General features: G+C 73.3%; 22 protein-coding genes and 1 pseudogene. 12 read left to right on the forward strand and 11 right to left on the reverse strand.

Going from position 1 to position 19468, the window contains the following annotated elements:
- Positions 1–145: 145 nt before the first annotated feature.
- Positions 146–997, reverse strand: coding sequence for an NmrA family NAD(P)-binding protein (locus ACZ58X_RS22395; protein ID WP_470335365.1), 852 nt, complete (start codon positions 995–997; stop codon positions 146–148).
- Positions 994–1419: a nuclear transport factor 2 family protein gene (locus ACZ58X_RS22400; protein ID WP_470335366.1), complete on the reverse strand. Its 426-nt coding sequence runs from the start codon at positions 1417–1419 to the stop codon at positions 994–996. Before ACZ58X_RS22400 ends, ACZ58X_RS22395 begins: the two co-directional genes overlap by 4 nt.
- 87 nt (positions 1420–1506) lie before the next feature.
- Here ACZ58X_RS22400 and ACZ58X_RS22405 point away from each other — a divergent pair, with 87 nt between their 5' ends.
- Positions 1507–2088, forward strand: a complete 582-nt coding sequence (locus ACZ58X_RS22405) for a TetR/AcrR family transcriptional regulator (protein WP_470335367.1) — start codon at positions 1507–1509, stop codon at positions 2086–2088.
- 169 nt (positions 2089–2257) lie between these two features.
- Here ACZ58X_RS22405 and ACZ58X_RS22410 read toward each other — a convergent pair whose 3' ends face one another.
- Positions 2258–2713, reverse strand: coding sequence for a MarR family winged helix-turn-helix transcriptional regulator (locus tag ACZ58X_RS22410; protein WP_470335368.1), 456 nt, complete (start codon positions 2711–2713; stop codon positions 2258–2260).
- Positions 2714–2891: 178 nt separating this feature from the next.
- Here ACZ58X_RS22410 and ACZ58X_RS22415 point away from each other — a divergent pair, with 178 nt between their 5' ends.
- A complete protein-coding gene (locus tag ACZ58X_RS22415; protein WP_470335369.1) occupies positions 2892–4439 on the forward strand; it encodes an MFS transporter in 1548 nt (515 codons plus the stop codon).
- Between the two features lie 79 nt (positions 4440–4518).
- Complete coding sequence (locus ACZ58X_RS22420) at positions 4519–6531, forward strand: aldehyde dehydrogenase family protein (RefSeq protein WP_470335370.1); 2013 nt, start codon at positions 4519–4521, stop codon at positions 6529–6531.
- A 239-nt stretch (positions 6532–6770) separates the two neighbouring features.
- Here ACZ58X_RS22420 and ACZ58X_RS22425 read toward each other — a convergent pair.
- Together ACZ58X_RS22425 and ACZ58X_RS22430 are read right to left on the reverse strand one after the other, a co-directional pair.
- Positions 6771–6986: pseudogene (locus ACZ58X_RS22425) on the reverse strand (FAD-binding oxidoreductase); the annotation flags it as partial.
- Between the two features lie 36 nt (positions 6987–7022).
- Entirely contained in the window at positions 7023–8810 is a 1788-nt protein-coding gene (locus tag ACZ58X_RS22430) for a thiamine pyrophosphate-requiring protein (protein WP_470335371.1), read from the reverse strand.
- Between the two features lie 298 nt (positions 8811–9108).
- Here ACZ58X_RS22430 and ACZ58X_RS22435 point away from each other — a divergent pair, with 298 nt between their 5' ends.
- From ACZ58X_RS22435 to ACZ58X_RS22455, 5 genes are all read left to right on the forward strand, one after another.
- Positions 9109–9567, forward strand: a complete 459-nt coding sequence (locus tag ACZ58X_RS22435; protein WP_470335372.1) for an SRPBCC family protein — start codon at positions 9109–9111, stop codon at positions 9565–9567.
- 47 nt (positions 9568–9614) lie between these two features.
- Entirely contained in the window at positions 9615–9776 is a 162-nt protein-coding gene (locus tag ACZ58X_RS22440) for a YqaE/Pmp3 family membrane protein (RefSeq protein WP_243436374.1), read from the forward strand.
- A 159-nt stretch (positions 9777–9935) separates the two neighbouring features.
- Positions 9936–10298 carry a hypothetical protein gene (locus ACZ58X_RS22445; protein ID WP_470335373.1) on the forward strand — a complete coding sequence of 121 codons (363 nt, stop codon included), beginning with the start codon at positions 9936–9938 and terminating at the stop codon, positions 10296–10298.
- A gap of 257 nt (positions 10299–10555) precedes the next feature.
- Positions 10556–12196, forward strand: a complete 1641-nt coding sequence (locus ACZ58X_RS22450; protein WP_470335374.1) for a phytoene desaturase family protein — start codon at positions 10556–10558, stop codon at positions 12194–12196.
- Between the two features lie 28 nt (positions 12197–12224).
- Positions 12225–12659 carry an SRPBCC family protein gene (locus tag ACZ58X_RS22455; RefSeq protein WP_470335375.1) on the forward strand — a complete coding sequence of 145 codons (435 nt, stop codon included), beginning with the start codon at positions 12225–12227 and terminating at the stop codon, positions 12657–12659.
- 55 nt (positions 12660–12714) lie between these two features.
- Here ACZ58X_RS22455 and ACZ58X_RS22460 read toward each other — a convergent pair whose 3' ends face one another.
- The 4 genes from ACZ58X_RS22460 to ddaH form a co-directional block, all read right to left on the reverse strand.
- A complete protein-coding gene (locus ACZ58X_RS22460) occupies positions 12715–12930 on the reverse strand; it encodes a CDGSH iron-sulfur domain-containing protein (protein ID WP_470335376.1) in 216 nt (71 codons plus the stop codon).
- Positions 12917–13543, reverse strand: coding sequence for a HemK2/MTQ2 family protein methyltransferase (locus ACZ58X_RS22465; protein ID WP_470335377.1), 627 nt, complete (start codon positions 13541–13543; stop codon positions 12917–12919). The genes ACZ58X_RS22460 and ACZ58X_RS22465 overlap by 14 nt, the downstream gene beginning before the upstream one ends.
- A gap of 66 nt (positions 13544–13609) precedes the next feature.
- Positions 13610–14665, reverse strand: a complete 1056-nt coding sequence (locus ACZ58X_RS22470; protein ID WP_470335378.1) for an iron-containing redox enzyme family protein — start codon at positions 14663–14665, stop codon at positions 13610–13612.
- Positions 14647–15492 (reverse strand): dimethylargininase, encoded by an 846-nt coding sequence (gene ddaH, locus ACZ58X_RS22475; RefSeq protein ID WP_470335379.1) that lies wholly within the window; start codon positions 15490–15492, stop codon positions 14647–14649. The genes ACZ58X_RS22470 and ddaH overlap by 19 nt, the downstream gene beginning before the upstream one ends.
- A gap of 370 nt (positions 15493–15862) precedes the next feature.
- On the opposite strand from ddaH, the gene ACZ58X_RS22480 reads away from it, so the two are divergent.
- From ACZ58X_RS22480 to ACZ58X_RS22495, 4 genes are all read left to right on the forward strand, one after another.
- Complete coding sequence (locus tag ACZ58X_RS22480; protein WP_470335380.1) at positions 15863–16831, forward strand: LLM class F420-dependent oxidoreductase; 969 nt, start codon at positions 15863–15865, stop codon at positions 16829–16831.
- A gap of 182 nt (positions 16832–17013) precedes the next feature.
- Positions 17014–17394 (forward strand): hypothetical protein, encoded by a 381-nt coding sequence (locus ACZ58X_RS22485; protein WP_470335381.1) that lies wholly within the window; start codon positions 17014–17016, stop codon positions 17392–17394.
- Between the two features lie 47 nt (positions 17395–17441).
- Positions 17442–17984, forward strand: a complete 543-nt coding sequence (locus ACZ58X_RS22490) for a DUF6328 family protein (protein ID WP_470335382.1) — start codon at positions 17442–17444, stop codon at positions 17982–17984.
- Between the two features lie 464 nt (positions 17985–18448).
- Positions 18449–18649 carry a hypothetical protein gene (locus ACZ58X_RS22495; protein ID WP_470335383.1) on the forward strand — a complete coding sequence of 67 codons (201 nt, stop codon included), beginning with the start codon at positions 18449–18451 and terminating at the stop codon, positions 18647–18649.
- A gap of 150 nt (positions 18650–18799) precedes the next feature.
- Here the strand turns inward: ACZ58X_RS22495 and ACZ58X_RS22500 are convergent, their stop codons facing one another.
- Together ACZ58X_RS22500 and ACZ58X_RS22505 are read right to left on the reverse strand one after the other, a co-directional pair.
- A complete protein-coding gene (locus ACZ58X_RS22500; protein ID WP_470335384.1) occupies positions 18800–19033 on the reverse strand; it encodes a DUF6296 family protein in 234 nt (77 codons plus the stop codon).
- Positions 19030–19413: an STAS domain-containing protein gene (locus ACZ58X_RS22505; protein WP_470335385.1), complete on the reverse strand. Its 384-nt coding sequence runs from the start codon at positions 19411–19413 to the stop codon at positions 19030–19032. The genes ACZ58X_RS22500 and ACZ58X_RS22505 overlap by 4 nt, the downstream gene beginning before the upstream one ends.
- Between the last annotated feature and the right edge of the window lie 55 nt (positions 19414–19468).

Here is a 19468-nt window from a genome sequence, read left to right on the forward strand (position 1 = left end):
CCGCCAATATTCCTGACAAATCCCCCCCATCATTTTCCCCCCCCCCCCCCCCATCCCCCCCCCCCCCCCCCCCCCCCCCCCCCCCCCCCCCCCCCCCCCCGGGGCCGGGGCCGGGGCTCCCCGATGTACGTGTGGGGGGCACGGGTCAGCGGTCGGCGGTCAACTCCCGCTCGGCGACCACCCGGAAGCTCCGCGCTGGGCGACCGGTGAGACGGAGGACGGTGTCGGTGGTGCGGTCCTCGGCGCCCTCCGCGATGGCCCGGTCCATCCGGGCCAGCATCGCGGCGAACTCCTCCGGCATCAGCGCGGCCAGGCGGGCGCGCTGTTCCTCGTACGTCAGCCGGCGGTGGACGACCGTACGGCCGGTGACCTCGGTGAGGACGGCGGCCACCTCGTCGTGGCTGAGCGCCTCGGGCCCGGTCAGGACCAGGTCGGTGTCGGGTGCCCGGTCGTCGGTGAGCGCGTGCACGGCCACGGCCGCGATGTCGTCGGCGTCGACGAAGCCGACCCGTCCGTACCCGGCCGCGGTCAGGAAGGTGCCGTCCTCGCGGATGCCGTGTGCGTGGAGGTGCGCGCCGGTGAAGTTCTGCATGAACCAGGACGGCCGCAGCACCGCCCACTGGTCGAACAGGCCCGGCAGGGCACGGTGCACCACGCCCACCGCCGGACCCCCCTCGGGCACGGCCGAGGAGCTGAGCAGGACCGCGCGGCGCACGCCGGCGGCCCGGGCCCGGCGGAGGAAGGGCAGCATGACCGCGGCCGGTTCAGGGTCGCCAACGGGCGGCACGAGGTAGACCCGGTCGGTTCCGGCGAGGGCGCCGTCGAAGGTGCTGGGGTCGAACCAGTCGAACCGCGCCGGCTCGGCACCGGACAGTGGCGTGGCGCGGCGGCTGACCGCCCGGACGCGGTGCCCGGCGGCGACGAGCCGTGCGACGGTGCGGCTCCCGGTGGTGCCGGTGGCGCCGGTGACCAGGACGGTGCCGGTGTCGGTCGTCATGCGTTGCTCCCCGTGAAGTCGAGACCGGGCTGCTGGAGGGCGAGTGGGTTCCAGTAGTCGCGGTAGGTGGCGAACTGCCCGTCCCGGACGGTCACCACGGCGATGTAGGACATGTCGAAGGGGTCTCCGGTGCGGACGACGCGGCCCACGCCGCGCATCTCGACCACGATCGTTGCGGCGTCGGTGGTGAGATGGATCCGCAGCTCGGGGAAGTCGTGCAGGTCGATGTGGTCGGGGTAGTCGCGCATGTAGGCCGCGACGGCCGCCCGGCCCTCCAGCCGCCGGGGCCGGCCCGGCGGCGCGAAGGGGAACTCCATCACGCCGTCCTCGGCCCACAGGCCGACCCAGGCGGGAATGTCCTTGTCCAGCAGCTGGCGCAGGCTGTGGCGGTACAGCTCCGCCGGTGGGGTGCTCGCGGGCATGGGTCCTCCGTCGCATACGATGCGGACCAGCGGTCCGCTTCAAGCAAGATACGGACCGGCGGTCCGGATCGCAATCGGAGGACGCAGATGACCGAGCGCAAGCCACGCAAGGACGCGACCCGCAACCGGGCCGCGGCCCTCGCGGCCGCCGACGAGCTCTTCTCCCGCGGCGGAAGCGCCGAGGACATCACCATGGCCGACATCGCGGCGGCGGCCGGGGTCGGCAAGGGGACGCTCTTCCGCGCCTTCGGCGACCGCACCGGCCTGATCCGGGCCCTGTACGCGGCGCGGCTCCAGCCGCTCACGGAAGCGGTCGAGGCCGGCCCGCCCCCGCTGGGGCCCGACACGCCCGCGCCGGAACGCGTGCCCGCCCTGCTCGACGCCCTGCTGTGCTTCAAGCTCGACAACCGCCACCTCGCCCTGGCCCTGGAGGGCACCGGGGCGGACAGCCCCTACCGGACGGAGCACTACGAGCAGTGGCACACCCTCGTCCGGGAACTCCTGCACCGGATCCCGGGGTCGGCCGACGGCGACTTCACCGCCCACGCACTGCTCGCGGCCACCCGTGCCGACCTCGTGGAACACCTGGCCCGCGCGGAGCACGCCTCCCGCGAGGACCTGCGGGCGCAGCTGGCGCACCACGTCGCCCGGGTCCTCGGCGTCGCGTGACGGACCGCCACCCGGCGGGGTGACGGCCCGTAGGAGCGGACCTGGGTGTCAGGGGACACCCGTCCCTCCTCGGACCGCTCGAAGCGGCACTCCCTGGCGCCACTGGTCGGTGCGGAACGAGGAGGCGGCCCGGCTGCTGCGCCCCGCCCGTCGGGGGATCCCGCCACGGTCAGCCGGGGAAGACCCGGCCCAGGAGTCGCTGGAAGGTGTGCCGGTCCGCCTCGTCCAGCTGGGCCAGCCCGGTGAGGCTGGACATCAGCTCGATCCGGATCTGCCGTACGGTCCGCTCGCCCTCCTCGGTGAGCACCACGTTCTTGATCCGCCGATCGGCCGGATCCACCTCGCGGCGGACCAGTGCGCGGGCCTCCAGGCGGTCGACGATGCCGGTGACGTTGGAGGCGTCGCAGGCCAGCAGCTCGGCCAGGGTGCGCATCGGGCGGGGCTCGCGCAGCAGGCTGAGCGTCTTGCCCTGCATGAGGGTGAGGCCGCGCTCGGCCGCCAGGGCGGCGAAGTGGCGGTAGTAGGCGGCCGCAGCGCCGGCGACCTGGTCCATCAGCTCGACCGGCGTGGGGGCGGCGGCGCCGGTGGAGGGTGGGGTGGCAGGCGGGGTGGCGCTCTGGGTCATGGGTCGAGTGTAGGCGGGATTGCTTGACTTCTTCAATCTTTCAGGTCTACCTTCAAGGCATTGCTTGAAGACATCAACCTTGCAGGCTTCAACCGTCCAGGTTCCGCCCGCTGCCTTCGAGCGCCGGCCCGGCGCATGCCCCCGCGCGGCCGGCCCCTCCTGGAAGGACCCCCACCTGATGAGCCACGCCGCCGACCGCGCCGTGCCGATATCCGCCACCGCGAGCGCCACCGCCACCGCCGGACAGCGGGGGAGCACTCCCCTGATCCTGGCGCTGGGCCTGGCCGCGATGGTCGTGGCCATGGCGCAGACCCAAGTCGTCCCGATCCTGGCGCTGCTGCAGAAGGAACTGCACACCGGTGCCGCCGGCGTCAGCTGGGTGACCACCGCCGCGCTGCTCTCGGCGGCCGTCTTCACCCCGCTGCTGGGCCGGGTCGGCGACCAGTTCGGCAAGAAGCGCACGCTGCTCGCCGTCCTCGCGGTCATGGTGGTCGGCTCGGTCATCGCCGCGACCACCACCTCGCTGACCCTGCTGATCATCGGCCGGGTGCTGCAGGGCTCCGCCACCGCGATCTTCCCGCTCGCCCTCTCCGTGATCCGCGACGAGGTGCCCCAGGAGAAGCTGCACGGGGCGATGGCGCTGGTCAGCGGAACGCTGGCGTTCGGCAGCGGCCTCTCGCTGGTGGCCACCGGGCTGCTCACCCAGGGCTCGCACCCCGACTACCACCTGGTCTTCTGGTTCTCCACCGCGCTGACCGTGCTCGCCCTGGCGGCCGTCGCCGTCGTGGTACCGCACGGCGGTTCGCCCACCGGCGGCCGGGTCGACGTGCTCGGCGCGCTCACCCTGGCCGTCTTCCTGGTCCTGCTGCTGCTCGGCATCTCGCAGGGCCACGAGTGGGGCTGGTCCTCCGCCCGCACGCTGGGCTCGCTGGCCGGTGCCGCCGTCTTCGCCGCCCTCTGGGTGCTGGTCGAGCGACGGGTGCGCAACCCGCTCGTCGACATGCGAATGTTCGTCCACCGCCAGGTGCTCTTCACCAACCTGACCGGGCTCTTCGTGGGCTTCGCCTCGTTCGCCCAGTTCATCGGCATCTCCTACCTCGTCCAGATGCCGGGCCGGCTGACCGGCTACGGCTTCACCGCCTCGGTCCTGCGCGCCTCCGTCGAGTACCTGCTGCCCAGCGCCCTGATCGCGCTGGCCGCCGCCCCGGTCGGCGGACGGCTGGTGCGCCGGATCGGCGCCCGCTCCACCCTCGCGGTCGGCGCGCTGATCGGCGTGGCGGGCTTCGCCTGGCTGGCCTTCGGGCACGGCGCCGAGGGCGCGGTGATCGCGGCGGGCATGCTCACCGGCATCGCGATCTCCTTCGGCTACGCCGCGATGCCCGCGCTGATCGCGGCCAGCGTGCCCCTGGAGCAGACCGGCATCGCCAACGGGATCAACTCCATCTCGCGCTCGGTCGGAAGCTCGATCGCCAGCGCGGTGGTGACCTCGCTGCTCGCCTCCAAGACGGTCAGCTACGCCGCGCTCGGTGGTGCCGCGCTGCCCGCCGAGAGCCAGTTCACCCTCAGCTTCGTGATCGCCGCGGTCGCGCTGCTGCTGGCCGCCGGGGTCGCGATGGTCGGGCTCAGCAAGCACCACCGGCCGCTCACCGCACGGGCCGACGAGCAGCCGCGCGCCGCCGCGGTCACCGCGTCGACCGATGCCGGGGCCGTCCGCGACCACTCCTGATCGAACCTCCCGCCCGAAACGGCGTACCCCGATCACCCACCCCGCACCTCCCTCCCCCTGCCGACCTGGAGCACCAACCATGACTTCCGCCCTCTTCGTCGTCACCGGCGCCACCCACTGGACCCTCGCCGACGGCACCCCGCACCCCACCGGCTTCTGGGCCGAGGAACTCGCCGAGCCGCACCGGATCTTCACCGAGGCGGGCTTCGAGATCACCATCGCCACCCCCGGCGGCGTCCCCGCCCCCGTCGACCGGGGCAGCCTGAGCGCCGAGGCCAACGGCGGCGCCGCGGGCGGGGGCCAGGAGAAGGCCGAGTGGCTGGCCGCCTACCTGGAGGCCATCCGCGCGGACCTGGAGCACCCCGCGAAGCTGGCGGAGGTCGACCCGGAAGCGTACGACCTGGTCTTCTACCCGGGAGGCCACGGCCCGATGGAGGACCTCGCGGTGGACGAGGCCTCCGGTCGGCTGCTCACCCGGGCGCTGGCGTCGGGCAAGCCGCTGGGCGTGGTCTGCCACGCGCCCGCCGCGCTGCTCGCCGCCCGGCACGAGGACGGCAGTTGGCCCTTCGCCGGCTACCGGATGACGGCGTTCAGCAACGCCGAGGAGCAGGCGGTGGGCCTGGCCGCAGGCGCCAAGTGGCTGGTCCAGGACCGCCTGGTCGAGCTCGGCGCCGACTTCGTGGAGGCCGCGCCGTTCACGCCGCACACCGTGATCGACCGCAACCTCTACACCGGCCAGAACCCCAGCTCCTCGGCCGAGTTGGCCCGCGCCCTGGTCGCCGCCGTGGCCACCGACCCGGCCACCGTGGTGGCCCGCCTGCGCGCCACGTTCGCCACCGGCCGCACCAGGCCGCTCGGTTGGCGCCTCGCCCAGCTGGGTGCGCTGCGCGCGCTGCTCACCGAGCAGTCCGAGGCCCTGCTGGCCGCGCTCCACGCCGACCTGGGCAAGAGCGCGACCGAGGCCTACCGCGGCGAGGTCGGCTTCACGCTGAACGAGATCGACCACACCGTGGCGCACCTGGAAGAGTGGCTGCAGCCGCGGCCGGCCGCCGTCCCCGGCGCCTTCCTGCCCGCCGAGGCCCGGGTGGTCCGTGACCCGCTCGGCGTGGTGCTGATCATCGCGCCGTGGAACTACCCGCTGCAGCTGGCCCTCGCCCCGCTGGTCGGTGCCCTCGCGGCGGGCAACACCGCCCTGGTCAAGCCCAGCGAGCTCACCCCGGCGACCTCGGCGGCGATCGCCCGGCTGCTGCCGCGCTACCTGGACCGAGAGGCCGTGGCCGTGCTGGAGGGAGGTGTGCCGGAGACCACCGCGCTCCTGGAGCAGCGCTTCGACCACATCTTCTACACCGGCAACGGCCAGGTCGGCCGGATCGTCATGACGGCCGCCGCCAAGTACCTGACCCCGGTCACCCTGGAGCTCGGCGGCAAGAGCCCGGTGGTGGTCGAGCCCGGCGCCGACCTCGCGGTCACCGCCCAGCGGGTGGCGCGCGGCAAGTTCCAGAACGCCGGGCAGACCTGCGTGGCCCCGGACTACGTCCTGGCCATCGGCGACACCGCCACCGCGCTGGAGGCGCACCTGGCCGAGGCCGTGCACGCCCTGTACGGGGCGGACCCGGCGAGCAGCCCGGAGTACGGCCGGATCGTCAACGAGCGCCACCACGACCGGCTCACCGCCCTGCTCGGCGGCGGCCGGACCGTCATCGGCGGCGGCCACGACCGCGCCCAGCGCTACCTCGCGCCCACCGTGCTGGCCGAGGTCTCCCCGGAGGCGCCGGTGATGCGGTCGGAGATTTTCGGCCCGATCCTGCCGATCATCGCCGTGCCCGACCTGGACGCCGCGATCGCCTTCATCAACGAGCGCGACAAGCCGCTCGCGCTGTACGCCTTCACCGAGTCGGAGCGGACCAAGCAGCGGCTGGCGACCGAGACCTCCTCGGGCGGCCTCGTCTTCGGCCTCACGGTCTCCCACCTGGCCGTCCCCGAGCTGCCGTTCGGCGGCGTGGGCGAGAGCGGGATGGGCCGCTACCACGGCGAGTACTCGATCGACACGTTCAGCCACGCCAAGGCCGTCCTCGACAAGCCCCTCGGCTGACCGGGCGGGGCCGCGGCTCCCGCTGATCAACGGGTGACACCGTCCGACACGGCGGAGCCGCCGCCCCGGCCGGCGCAGGCGCGGCGACCGTCGAGGACGCACGACAACCGGGGAGGGCAGTCGACCGACTGCCCTCCCCGGTCCGCGTGTTCCGCCGGGACACCGGGACACCGGGGCGGTCGAGGACGCCGCGTGCCTGCTCAGGTGACGGCGGTGGGCACGGACCCCGGCAGAGCGTCGCCGTAGGCCTGGGCGGACGCGCCGCAGCTGTTGTCGCCGATCATGCCGCCCGGTGCGCAGTGGCTGCGTGTGGACGGTTCCGGGCCGAACATGAGGCCGTGCGGGGCGAGTTGGCGGTTGGGCTGGTCCAGGACGATGCCCGGCTCGACCACGCAGGTCCGTGCTCCGGGATCCACCGAGACCAGGCGGTCGCGGTACGTGGTCCAGTCGATGAGCGCGGTCAGGTCCAGGTCACGGCTCTCGGACATCGCTCAGTTCCCTCCACTGCCGGGCAGGAACTCCTGAACCTTGGCCTTCACCCCTTGCCGCACGACGGAGCCCCGGTCGCTGTCGCCTTTCAGAACGGACAGCGCTGCGGCCTTGATCTGGTCCCAGGTGGCGTGCGGAGGGATGGGCGGTACGGCCGGGTCGGTGCGGAAGTCGATGACGAACGGCCGGTCCGCCGCGAGCGCCCGGCGCCACGCCGGCTCCACGTCCTGCGGCCTCTCCACCCGCACCCCGTCCAGGCCGAACGTCCGGGCGATGTCGGCGTAGCGCACGTCCGGAAGGCTCTGCGAGGGTTCGAACTGCGGAGCGCCCTGCATCGCCCGCATCTCCCAGGTGACCTGGTTCAGGTCGTGGTTGTTCAGCACCGCGACGACCATGCGCGGGTCGACCCACTCCCGGTAGTACTTCGCCGCGGTGATCAGCTCCGCGAGGCCGTTCATCTGCATGGCGCCGTCGCCGACGATCGCGATCGCCGGCCGGTCGGGGTGGGCGAACTTCGCGCCGATCACGTACGGCACCCCGGGCCCCATCGTCGCCAGCGTGCCCGACAGCGAGCCGCGCATGTCACCGCGCATCCGCAGGTGCCGGGCGTACCAGTTCGCGGACGAGCCGGAGTCGGCGGCGATGATCGCGTTGTCCGGCAGCAGCGCGTCGAGGGCGTGCACGACGTACTCCGGGTTGACCGGGTCCGCCGTCACCTCCGCGCGGCGCTGCATCACCTCCCACCAGCGGGCGGCGTCGTCCTCGATCGTCTTGCGCCAGCCGCCGTCAGCCTTGCGCTCCAGCCGTGGGAGCAGCCGGCGCAGCGTCTCGCCCGCGTCGCCGACGAGGTTGACCTCGAACGGGTAGCGCAGCCCGACCATGGACGGGTCGATGTCGATCTGCACGGCCCTGGCCTGGTCGAACTCGGGCAGGAACTGGGTGTACGGGAAACTGGAGCCGACCACGAGGAGGGTGTCGCAGTCGCGCATCATCGCGTAGGAGGGGCGGGTGCCGAGCAGCCCGATCGAGCCGGTGACGTACGGCAGGGTGTCGGGCAGCGCGTCCTTGCCGAGCAGCGCCTTCGCCACCCCGGCACCGAGCAGGTCGGCGACCTGCTCGACCTCGCGGCGCGCGTGCCGGGCGCCCTGCCCGATCAGCATCGCGACCTTCTCGCCGGCGTTGAGGACCTCGGCGGCCTTCGCCAGGTCGTCATCGGTGGGGATCGGGGCGTAACGGGGGATGCCGAGGCTTGAGGGGACCTGCTTGAACGCGTGAGCGGGCGGCTCGTGGTCCAGTTCCTGCACGTCGGCCGGGATGATCACCGCGGTGACCGTGCGCCGGGTCGCGGCGATGCGCATCGCGCGGTCCAGCACGTTGGGCAGCTGGGCCGGCACGGTGACCATCTCGCAGAACTCCGAGGCCACGTCCTTGAAGAGGCTGAGCAGGTCGACCTCCTGCTGGTACGAGCCGCCCATCGCGCTGCGGTCCGTCTGCCCGACGATCGCGACGACGGGGACGTGGTCGAGTTTCGCGTCGTACAGGCCGTTCAGCAGATGGATCGCCCCCGGCCCCGAGGTGGCCGCGCACACCCCGGTCCGCCCGGAGAACTTCGCGTACCCGACGGCCTCGAACGCGGCCATCTCCTCGTGGCGGGCCTGCACGAACTGCGGCTTGTTCTCGGCGCGGCCCCAGGCCGCCAGCAGGCCGTTGATCCCGTCACCGGGGTAGGCGAAGACGTGCTCCACCTCCCACTCGCGCAGCCGCTCCAGCACGTAGTCGGAAACCTTCATCGCCGAAACTCCTCCAGGGTGCGGACGTGCTTGTCGGGTGCCGGACGGACCCGTGCACTCGGCTAACCGCTGGCGCCGCGACGAAACCCGCGGCCGCGGAGACGCCGCCCGGTGCTCGGGGACGTTCACTCCACCGAGAGGTGCCGCCGGAAAGCCGTGCCGCCCCGCGGGCCCACGGGGTGTCGGTCCCGTTGCACGCAGCAGGTAGCCCGCAGGGCCGGCCTGCACGGCGGTTTGTCGGGTTGGACTTCGGGCAGGCGAACAATTGCTTCACGACGCACGGAAGGGAGACGAGACGATGACTACCGTCAAGAAGTCGATCGACGTCGATGTGCCGGTGCGGGTCTGTTACGACCAGTGGACGCAGTTCGAGGACTTCCCGCAGTTCATGGAAGGCGTGGAACAGGTCACCCAGCTCGACGAGCGTCACAACCACTGGAAGACGACGATCGCCGGCGCCAGCCGCGAGTTCGACACCGAGATCGTCGACCAACTACCCGACGAGAAGATCGCCTGGCGCACAGTGGGCGGCGAGATCCACCAGCGCGGCGTGGTGACGTTCCGCCGCCTCGACGACGCTCACACTCGCGTGCACCTCGCCCTGGAGTTCGAACCCGAGGGCATGGCCGAGCACGTCGGCAGCGCCCTCGGCATGGTCGACCGCCGCGTGGCTGGCGACCTGGACCGGTTCAAGGACTACATCGAGCACCGCGGCACTGCCAGCGGCGCGTGGCGCGGCCGGATCAGCCCGAACTGATCCCGGCACTGCCGCCACCACCGGCCACCAGGAATCGAGGAAAGATCATGGTGAAGGTTCTCCTCGTACTGCTGTGCCTGGTTCTGCCATGGCTGGCCGTCCTCATCAAGGACGGCCCGAGCATGAAAGTGCTGTGGGCCTTCCTGCTCCAGCTCTGCGGCCACGTGCCGGGCGTCATCTACGGCATCTACCAGGTGGTCCAGGATTGATCACGGCCTCGGGGCAGACCGCTGCCGAACGCGCCGACCTGACGCGAGACGCCGTCGCGTAGCGCCCGCCCGTGCGGCAGGCGCAAGGCCCGTGGCCGCCATGGCCGTTGCCCCCGGGGCCCGTGGGCGCTGCGGAGGCCGTGTCCTATTCTGGGGGGCATGTCGAACCCTGACGGGCTGCTCGTCGACATCGCCGCGATGGTCGAGTCCGAGCACAGCAATCAGATGTCCCTGACCGTGGTGGTCCCCGGTGCGGTGATCACCGGCAGGCTCGCGCCGGTGACCTTGTGGTTGGAGCGGGTGGCGGAGGTCCTCCAGACCTCGGAGCACCTGAAACCGTTCGCCGCCCTCTTCGCCCCGCCCGCCGACGGCCAGTCCGCACGGCCCACCCACCTGCATCTCCACCGGGCGAAGATCCTCCAGGGCGACTTCGGGCTGCCCCACACCGGCGGCATGTACCGCATCGCCATCGAGGACGTCAGCAGCTGGACGGTCGGGGACCTCAGCTACTCCGACTCCTGAGAACCACCGCAGGCCCACGTGGCAGCCGGGCCTGGCGCCCTGCACCTGGACGGCGGGGCCCAGCCCGGCCCCGCCGTCCAGCCGCCTCGTCCTGTGCCGCGCCGCGGAGTTGCCGCGCGGCGCGGGCGGCAGCAGCAGGCCCGGCCGGTGTCAGTCGGGCGAGCCCGGAGCCAGTGGCCGCCGGCCGCCCGCCGAGCCGCCCCGCCCAGCCCTGGGTACCGTGATTTTCGTGGGGCCGCGGTAGCGAAGGAGGGAGCATGGCCGACGCGATCGTGATCGGCGCCGGACCGAACGGGCTGGTGGCAGCCAACGTCCTCGCCGACGCGGGCTGGCAGGTCGAGGTCCTCGAAGCCCAGTCCCAGCCGGGTGGAGCCGTCCGCAGTGACCGCGCTCTCGACCCCGTGTTCGTCAACGACCTGTTCAGCTCCTTCTACCCCCTGGCCAAGGCATCTCCCGCCATCGCGGCCCTGGGACTGGAGCAGTACGGACTGGCGTGGAGCCACGCTCCCACCGTCCTCGCGCACCCCCTCGCGGACGGCCGCTGCGCGACCCTCCACCGCGGCCCCACCGCCACGCGCGACCACCTGGCGAGGACCTTCGGCGTAGCCGACGCGGCAGCGTGGGAGCGGCTCACCGCGCTGTGGCAGACCCTGCACCCCCAGCTGCTGCGCAGCCTCTTCACCCCGTTCCCGCCGATCGGACCGACTGCCGCGATGGCAGCCCGGCTCCGGCCGACGGGCATCCTGCGGACGGCACGCTTCATGACCCTCCCGGTCCGCCGGCTGGCAGAAGAGGAGTTCACCGAACCCGGTGCCGGCCTGCTGCTGGCCGGCTGCGCCCTGCACGCCGACCTCCTCCCCGAGGCGGCCGGCAGCGCCGCGTTCGGCTGGCTGATGGCGATGCTCGGCCAGCAGGTCGGCTGGCCGGTACCGGTGGGCGGCTCCAGCAGCCTCACCCACGCCCTCGTGCGCCGGCTCGCATCACGTGGCGGCCGGGTCCACTGCGGCCAGCGCGTCGAAGAGGTGATCGTGCGCGGCGGCAAGGCCTTGGGTGTGCGCACCGCCGACGGCCAGTGCTACCGCGCCCGCCGAGCCGTACTCGCGGACGTCGCCGCCACCGCCCTCTACGGCGGGCTCGTCGGCTGGGAGCACCTCCCGCCGAGGCTGCGCCGGGATCTGCGCCGCTTCCAGTGGGACTTCGCCACCTTCAAGGTCGACTGGGCGTTGTCGGGCCCCGTCCCGTGGGCGGCACCGGAGGCGGCGGACGCCGGCACCGTCCACCTCGGAGCGGACCTGGACGAGCTCAGCGACTACGCCCACCAGGTCACCACCGGCCGTCTTCCGCGCCGTCCGTTCGCCTTGCTGGGGCAGATGACCACGGCCGACGGTTCCCGGTCACCCGCCGGAACGCAGTCCGCCTGGGCCTACACCCACGTTCCGCAGCGGATCGCCGCCGACCTCGGCGAGGATGCCATCACCGGAACGTGGGACGCGCGCGAGGACGAGGCGATGGCCGAGCGGCTGGAACACCAGGTGGAACGCTTCGCCCCCGGCTTCCGGGAGCTGATCACTGCCCGGCGGATCCTGTCCCCGCCCGTGCTCCAAGGCCTGGACGAGAACCTCGTGGGCGGAGCACTCAACGGCGGCACCACCGCGATCCACCAGCAGCTCGTCTTCCGGCCCACCCCCGGTACCGGCAGGCCCGAGGGGCCGATCGAGCGCCTCTACCTCGCCTCCGCCTCCGCCCACCCCGGCGGCGGCGTGCATGGCGCGTGCGGCGCCAACGCCGCCCGTGCCGCACTGCGTTCCCACCGCCTCCTGGCCGGGCGGATCCTGTCACCTGGTCTCAGCGCAGCCCAGCGGCTGCTCGGCGGGGACCCGCGACCCGGGCCCGGCTGAGCAGCCGCTACGCGAGAGGACGGCACACATGGCACAACGTCAGCAGCTGATCGAATGCCCGCCCAGCCAGGTCTGGGACATCCTGGCGGACGGGCAGCACTACGCCGAGTGGGTGGTGGGCACCAAGGAGATCCTGCACACCGACCGCGACTGGCCCGCGGTCGGCGCCGCGTTGCGCTTCCGCGTGGGGCTGGGACCGCTGACCTTCGACGACACCTGCGTGGTCCGGATCTGCGAGACCCGGCGGCGGCTGGAACTGGAGGCGAAGGCCGAACCGTTCGGGACCGCCAGAATCGCCTTCACCCTGATTCCCTGGGCCGACAACACCCTCGTCATCCTCGACGAACACCCCCTGCGCGGGCTGGGAGCCCGTCTCCACGGACCACCGATCGAGCTGGCCCTGCACCTTCGCAACCGCCATCTGCTCACCAACCTGGCCCGCCACGCCACCCACGGACAGTAGTGGCCCTGGTGCGGGGGCCGCCGCGCCTGGGCAGGGCCGGCCCGGTCGGGCACGTTCAGGTGTTCGCCGGTCGGTCGTCGCGGTTGCGGTGGCTGGTGTCGCAGAACGGGTAGCGGCGACTGCGGCGGCAGGTGCACAACGCGACCACCGGGCGGTCGGCCCGGACGCTCCGGCCGTCGGGGAGCACGATCTCCACCGGGCCGTCGACCAGCACCGGGCCGCTGCCCGTCAGCCGCAGTCGGGGGACGGGTCGCTCGTCAGCGCCGGACACCGCGCACCACCACCAGGGTCTCGGTCCGCTCGCCGGGGGCGATCAGTCCGCGTTCCTCGAACCAGTCTGCCCGTTCCGACATGACCGGCCCGAACGGCTGGGCCGCGGCGGCCACCACGCCGGCCCGCAGCCCGGCCCGGTGCAGGGCGCTGACGGTCGAGGCCGGGTCCGCCAGGGAGGACTGCACGATCAGGAGCACGCCACCGGTGGTCAGCAGCCGAGGCACCTGCCGGCAGATCCGGTCGAGCAGCAGCCGCCCGGTCGGCCCGGCGTCCCAGGCCCGCGCGATGCCGTGTGGTGGTGGCCGGTCGAGGGCCGAGGGCACGTAGGGCGGGTTGGAGACGATGAACTCGAAGCTGCGACGGGCGACCGGAGAGATCAGGTCGCCGTGCCGGAGCGTGAGGTGCAGGCGGTGCAGCCGGGCGTTCGCCCAGGCGGTCGCCAACGCGAGCCGGGACAGGTCCACGCCGGTCACCACCGCGCCGAGTTCCGCGGCGGCCAGCGCGACGGCGCCGCTGCCGGTGCCGAGGTCGAGCAGCCTGGACCCGGGCTCCGGCCGCTCACGGCGCAGTGCCTCGATGAGGAGGGAGGTGTCGCCCTGGGCGGGATACACACCAGGAGGTCGGAGGAGGAGCATGGTGTAGCGGGTGCCCAGTTCGGCCGTTTTGATCCATCGGGCTCAGGATTTCGCCCCCGGTCCGGGCACTCCCGTCAGGGGCGTGCGAAGGGAGCTCCGGCCGTGCCGCCAGCAGCTCAGCAGGTGGGCGCCGAACCGCTCCTCCACGGCGGCGGTGGCGGCGATGCCGAACGCGATGTCCGGGCCCAGCGACGGATCGCCCGCGACCAGCGGCACGATGACCGTGCGGCGTACGAGCTGCTCGTGGACGGCGTCGGCCAGCACGTGCTCGCGGTAGAACGAGGTCCCCGCCGGTGAGGCGCCCAGCCGCTCCAGCGCTGCGGCGAGGCGGGCCGCGCCGGGCGGCGAGGTGATCTCCACCGCCGCGAACTGGCCGACCAGCGCGCCGCGGAGTGAGCGGTGCAGGCCGAACAGCGACATCAGGTTGACCACCGCGAGCGCCGGGGCGGGGACGGTGTCGAGATAGCGCCCGTAGCCCGGATCCAGGCCGAAGTCCGCCATCATCTCGGCGAACAGTTGCGCGTGGGCCCGGTCGGGGCGGCCGGCGCCGTACTCGTCGTACTGCACCGTGACCAACGCGGCCTTGGCCGGGTTCGGCAGCCGCGGCACCACCCACATCTGCGGGTCCGCCTCTTTCAGGTGGTAGAGCGAGCGGTGCGCCAGGTACTCGCACACCTGCCAGCGCTCCCCGCTGTCGAGCAGGTGGTGGGACGGGCCGGTGCCGGCCGTGTCGTCGGCCAACAGGGCGGCCAGGGCCCGGGCCAACGGCGGCGGGGCACCGGTCTCCCGCCGCACGGCGGTGAGGAACGCGTGCTCCAGCGCGGACCGTACGGTCAGCAGAGCGGGGTGCCACTCCCATTCGGGGTCGACCTCGGCGAAGCCCTGGTAGTGCAGCTCGTAGCAGGTGTAGAGGGCCAATTGCAGGTCCTCGCCCCAGGGGTCGCCGAGCGGCGGCGGCGTGATCCGGGACGCCGGGTCGGGGGCGGTGAGCAGAGCGGCGAGGAGTGCGGCGCTGACCGGTCCGCGTGGGCGCGGCGGGGTCGGCGCCGGTGCGGTGGCGATGGTACGGCCGGGCGTGGTCACGGCCGCTCCCGGCATGCCGGGTGGAGCTCCAGAACGCAGCACTTCGGGCCGCCCCCGGCCTTGAGCAGCTCGGGCAGCCGTACGCCGATGGGGACGAAGCCCTCCGCGTGCAGCCGCGCGGCCAGGCCGCGGGCGGCCGCGGTCAGCAGGACGTGGCGGCCGTCGCTGACCGCGTTCAGTCCGAGCACGGACGCGTCCTCGGCGGTGGCCAGGATCGCCCGGGGGAACAGCTCGCGCAGGGTGCGGTTGCTCTCGGGGGTGAAGGCCGCCGGGTAGTACATGACCTGGTCCTCGCTCAGCACGGCCAGCGCCGTGTCCAGGTGGTAGTAGCGCGGATCGGTCAGCCGCAGGCTCACGACCCGCCGGCCGAACGCCAGCTCCGCCTCACGGTGGGCGGCCGCACTGGTCCGCAGGCCCGAGCCGGCCAGGATCCGGCCGCCGACCGGCAGGAAGTCGCCCTGGCCCTCGTTCGGCAGCTGGGCGACCTTCGGCCGGTAGCCCGCCCGGTGGAACCAGGCCCGGTGCGCGGCCGCTTCCGGGGCCCGCTCGGGGTACCGGAACCGGGCGACCAGGACCCGGCCGTCCACCACCGAGGCCCCGTTGGCGGCGAACACCATGTCGGGCAGCCGCGGTAGGGGAGCGATGGTCTCCACCCGGTGGCCCAGCTCGCGCAGCGTGTCGCGGAGCGCCTGCCACTGCCGCAGGGCCGCGTCGCCGTCCACCGGGCGGCTGGGGTCCATCCAGGGATTGATCGCGTACTCGACCGCGAAGTAGGTCGGCGGACACAGCAGGTAGCTCCGGCGCACCGCGGCACGGCGGGGGACTGCGGTAGTGGTGGTCATCGGCTCCTCCTGGGCTGTCCGCAGTGAGGTCGGGGTCGGCTGAGGTCGGGGTCGGCGGCCCGGGCCGGGCGGCCGGGTCCGATCGTGGCGTCGGTCCAGCGCACCGGCGCGGGATCAGGGCGTCGCGCTGGGCGGACGGAGGATTCTCCGCGCCCGTCACGGTCACACCCGCGCTTACCCGGGGCCTCGGTCCCCAGACGTGGCGAGGGGGGACAATCGGCCGCCTGGCTGTGCCGACGAGCCACGACAGGGCCATTCTCGGCACCCGGCGCAGCCCAGCCGGACCGCGTCCACCGCCGGCGGTGGGGCCGGCGGATGACGATGGGGCGCCCGGTGTGAGGGATGCGGCAATCGGGGCAGGCGCAGGGGCATGGTGAGAATCGGATACACGATGATGACCGAGCAGCGCGGCCCGCGTGACCTGGTCGCGGACGTCGTTCGTGCCGAGCAGGCGGACTTCGACTTCTCGGTGATTTCGGACCACTACTTCCCCTGGCTGGACGAGCAGGGCCATGCGCCCTACGCGTGGGCGGTGCTCGGCGCCGCCGCGCAGGCGACCTCCCGGATCCCGCTGATGACCTACGTGACCTGCCCGACGTTCCGCTACCACCCTGTGGTGGTGGCGCAGAAGGCCGCGACACTGCAGTTGCTGTCCCAGGGCCGCTTCCGGCTCGGCCTGGGCAGTGGCGAGAACCTCAACGAGCACGTGGTCGGCCGGGGCTGGCCCGCCGTGGCCGCGCGCCGGGCGATGCTCGACGAGGCCGTGCAGATCATCCGTGCGCTGTTCGACGGCGGGTACGTGACCCGGCGCGGCCGGTACTTCGACGTCGACGGTGCCCGGCTCTGGGACCTGCCCGACCGGCCGCCCCCGATCGGCGTGGCCGTGTCCGGGCCGGGCTCCTGCGCACTGGCGGGCCGGCTGGCCGACCTGGTGATCGCCGTGGAGCCCGACCGGGAACTGATCGCCGGGTTCGCGGAGCACGGAGGCGCCGGGAAGCCGGCGGTCGGCCAGCTGCCGGTGTGCTGGGACCCCGACCGTGGCGCCGCCGTACGACGGGCCCACGAGCAGTTCCGCTGGTTCGGCGGCGGCTGGAAGGTCAACGCCGAACTGCCCGGGACCGCCGGCTTCGCCGCGGCGAGCCGGTTCGTCCGCCCCGACGACGTCGCCGATGCCGTCCCCTGCGGCGACCGGGTCGAGGACTTCGTCGAGGCGGTACGGCCGTTCGTCGACGCAGGATTCGGGGAGATCGCCCTCGTCCAGGTCGGCGGCGACAGCCAGCCGGCCTTCCTCGACTGGGCCCGGGACACCCTGCTGCCTGCGTTGCGCGCGGCGTTCTGAACCTGCCCCGGCCGGGCCGGGCCGGGCCCGGCCCGCCCCGCGCCGGCCGGCGGTGGTGGCGGCCGCGCCGGTGCGGTGGGTCATCCGAATGCCCGGCATCCGGCCGGGCACGCCCGTGCCGGCGTGCTGCCCGGCTGCCGCGCCGGGCGGCGGGCGGGGGCGAGTCGTCGTAGGTTGCGGGCATGACCAGTGACGAGACGGCGCTCCCGGCGGTGGGGGTCCGGGTGCTGGACGAGGTGTTCGACGCGATCGAGACCTCCAACCGGCGCCCGCAGCCCTGGACCGGGTTCGACCACGGCGTCCTGGGGGTCTACCGCTGGGCGGCCGGAGCCCAGATCGCGGCACCGGTCACCGCCGCCGCCGCGCCCGGGAGCGGCGGGCCGTGCCGGGCGCAGCTGCTGGCCGAATGCCAGGCCGCCGCGGTGCGCCTTCGCGACGCGCTGGCCGACCGAGACGCGCTGGAGGGCCGCGACGCGCTGGCGGACCGTACGGACGCCGGGTACGCCCTGGGCGTCTACCAGGCGCTGGCCTGGCTGTGCGGCCACCACGAAGACCGCCCCTGACCTGTCACCACGACCGACGCCCCACCGCGCCAGGCGGGGAGGAATCGTTGACGAAGAACGACAGCACACCCGGCCGGGACGAGACGCCCCAGGAACGGGCCGACCGGCTCTGGAACGAGATGCTCCAGGAGGTCCGCGTGTGCCAGACCGGCGCGCAGATCCTCTTCGGCTTCCTCATCGGCGTCGCCTTCACCCCGCGCTTCGACGCCCTGCCCGGCTTCGACAAGAACCTCTACCTCGCCACGGTCGTCCTCGGCGCCATCGCCACGGGCGCCCTGATCGCACCCGTGGCCTTCCACCGCTTCCTCACCGGCCACGGCATGAAACCCGAACTCATCCACGTCGCCGGCCGCCTCATCGCCACCGGACTCACCACCCTGGCCCTGACCATCGCCGCCGCCCTCCTGCTCCTGCTGCGCACCGCGAGCGGCAACCCGGCCGCGGCGTGGGCGCTGAGTGCCGCCGTCCTGCTCTGGTTCACCACGACCTGGCTCGTCCTGCCCCACGTGGTGCTGCGCCGCACAGCGGCCCGCCGGGCGGCCACGCGAGAGTACGGCGACACCGGCGGTGGGGGCGGGCCCCTGGGCTGACAGACGACCCGGCGGTCTCGCCACCTCGCGGTGGTCGGTCATCGGTTCGTCGATCGCGCATCCGCGGTGTCCGATGACGCGTCCTTTCGCCGGCTCGCTTACGGGTCGGGTCCTTCCCACCCGTCGGGAAGTGGTCCCCGAACCGTGCGGGCGGTGCGAGCAGCAGCGAAGGCACCTCACCCGATCGGAGCCTGCCGCGAACGTCTTCGCGGAGACGGGCCCCGACATCGGACGGCGCCCGTCCCGTGCCCGTTCGGAGCCCGTCGTGGCCCGAGCCGGGCCTGGTCCGGCAGGGCCTGGCGGGCGGATCCGTGCGGGCGTGCGGACGAGTCCCGTCTTACGTTCGGGGTAGACGCGACGCATCCGCGAGAAGGCGGAGTCGTGCCTGCCGGTTCGAGCAGGAAACGTGAACGCCGGCACGAGCACATCAAGGACCCGTCTGACCTGACGAGAAGGACGATGCCATGAGCACTGACAACGCACACACCCATGAAGAGGACGATGCCCCGCGCGACGACGGAACGGTACGGGAGCGGTCGGCGGAGGAGCGCAGCATCACGGCGCCCACCCCGAAGGACGTCCGGGCCAAGGCCGACGACGTGGACAAGGACCCCGAGGACGACGAGGTCCCCGAGCCGCCCGCGGCCGACACCGAGGCCCCCTGACCGGCGCACCCCGCCCGGTGATCCGCCTCGACGGACAGAGGTGGTGATGGTGGATGCGAGCCGGTGATCTCCCGCGCCCGGGCGCCGGTGAGCTCGTGGAACGGCGCCACCCGATTCGGACGGCGATGGCAGCCGTGGCCGCGGAAACGGTCAGGGCATCGGGACGGCGTGCAGGCAGGTGTGCCGGCCCGGCCCGGTCGGTTCTGCGAGCGGGCGTGCCACCTCGCCGATGATCTCCACTCGGAAGGTACCGGCCGCGTCGGCGTACACCGGGGCGCCGTCGGCCGTGGCCTCGCCGGTGGCGTGGACGAGGACGACCTCGGGCGGGCCGTGTTTGCCGGGTACTCCCGGCAGGGTGACCGCGTAGCGTGACGGGGCATTCATGGCCGCTCTCCTCGCTCGGCGTGCCGGCCAGGGGCGCCCGCCAGGGCTGCGCGGACGCTGGGGTAGAGGGTGAAGACCTCGTCGACGCCGGTGAGCTCCAGGACCCGCAGGGTCTGGGGCAGCGGGGCGGCGAGCGCCATCTCGACGCCGGCGGCGTTCGCGGTCAGGCGGGCGGCGAGCAGGGCGTTCAGGCACACGGAGTAGCAGAAGGTCAGGCCGGCCAGGTCGACGACCAGCCGGTGCGGGCGCTTGTCGAGGGCCACGGCGAGGGCGTCGTCCAGCTGGGGGCGGTCGTCCTGGTCGACCTCGCCGTCGAGGCGGACGATCACCGTGCTCCCGGCTGCCGTCGTTGTGGTGATCCGCAGGCGTGGCGTGGTCATTCGCCGGGTGTCGGCGCGCTCACGGCGGGCGGATCCAGGGGGTGTGGTCATCGCA

The organism is Kitasatospora sp. NPDC040550 (assembly GCF_055594965.1).